The sequence below is a fragment of the Ruegeria sp. HKCCA6707 genome (assembly GCF_013033515.1).
Taxonomy (GTDB): domain Bacteria; phylum Pseudomonadota; class Alphaproteobacteria; order Rhodobacterales; family Rhodobacteraceae; genus Ruegeria.
In genome coordinates, this window is the sequence record NZ_WQEG01000030.1 from 1 (window position 1) to 1,143 (window position 1,143).

The 1,143-nt window shown below is 51.9% G+C and carries 2 protein-coding genes; one reads left to right on the forward strand and one right to left on the reverse strand.

Translation table 11 applies throughout. The annotated features are described in order from the left end of the window. Positions 1-187, reverse strand: a 187-nt coding sequence (locus GOW40_RS22085) for a hypothetical protein (RefSeq protein WP_217352337.1), incomplete at its 3' end; no start/stop codon positions are given. Between GOW40_RS22085 and GOW40_RS22020 the strand changes: the two genes are divergently transcribed. After that, positions 187-852: a dimethylsulfonioproprionate lyase family protein gene (locus tag GOW40_RS22020; protein ID WP_171133944.1), complete on the forward strand. Its 666-nt coding sequence runs from the start codon at positions 187-189 to the stop codon at positions 850-852. The genes GOW40_RS22085 and GOW40_RS22020 overlap by 1 nt on opposite strands. Positions 853-1,143: the final 291 nt, after the last annotated feature.

The window sequence follows — 1,143 nt, forward strand, 5'->3', positions numbered from 1 at the left end:
GGATACTGTTCTGCCAATTGACTGCTTTGGGCTTAGAGCTATCGGCCGACGTGGTCGGCCTAAATAACCTGTTTTTGGACCCGAGAATACTGCTTTCGACCTGCTCAAGCTTGTCAAACCTCACGAGTTTCATTTGCCGAAGCAGGATAGCGACGCAAACCCGTCGTATTTCTTTCAGATTGAGCATTGAAAATCGATCAAAGCAGCGCTGACATTTGGGATTTGGATGCACTGGTCATGGCGCAAGACGAAATCATTCAAGATATGCTGGTAGAAATTGCAAAGGTCTATGAGACCGAGGTAGACATTCAAGGACCTCATACAGCGAACACGCTTTTGGTAACGCCAACTCCTGTTGCCTTTGAATCCGTTCCACCTTGCTCCCTAGATGCGGGTATGCGTGCTGTCTTGGCCAATAGCAATCATCCGGCAGCTCGTTCGGTCTTGGCGGCACAGCATCTCTTGAGCTGGGGATCAAACCCGGTTGAGGGCAACACCCAATCGAGTATAGCCGCCTTGATAAGCGTCCTAACACTGATGGGACCAGAAGGACCGATACCGGCGCCGGACGTAAGGTTGGGTTTGGTCTACATGCGACCCGACAGCTACTATCCTATGCATCTTCATGACGCCGACGAGACATATGCCATTATTGCGGGACAGGCCCTTTGGACGGCCGGAGATGACATTCGGATGAGAGGGGTTGGTTCAATGATTCACCATCCAAGTATGATGCCACATGCATTTCGAACAGGCGCAGAGGGCTTTATCGCAATCTGGCGCTGGAGTGGCGACATCAACACACACTCATACACCTTTACTGAACATCTCGAAGCTGATTTGTTAGCCTGACGCGCGGCTTTGGGCTCAAAGAAGACTTTTGACTATATTCAAACGAGCCTCACCACCCGCTCTGCCGTCTATATACCTGTTTGATGCTGACCGGGTGCCTGCCGCATTGGGTACACCGGGCTTTACCCAAAACGCTGCGCAGGGTGACATCACCTCCCAGCCTTTCAACCAGGTCGCTGGGCCGGAAGCTCGCACAATGGATACAGCGGACATCATCGCAGTGGATGTATATCCAGTAGTCATCTGAGATGCTGGAAATCGGGATGGGCTGGATCTGTGTTCCGAGTTGGC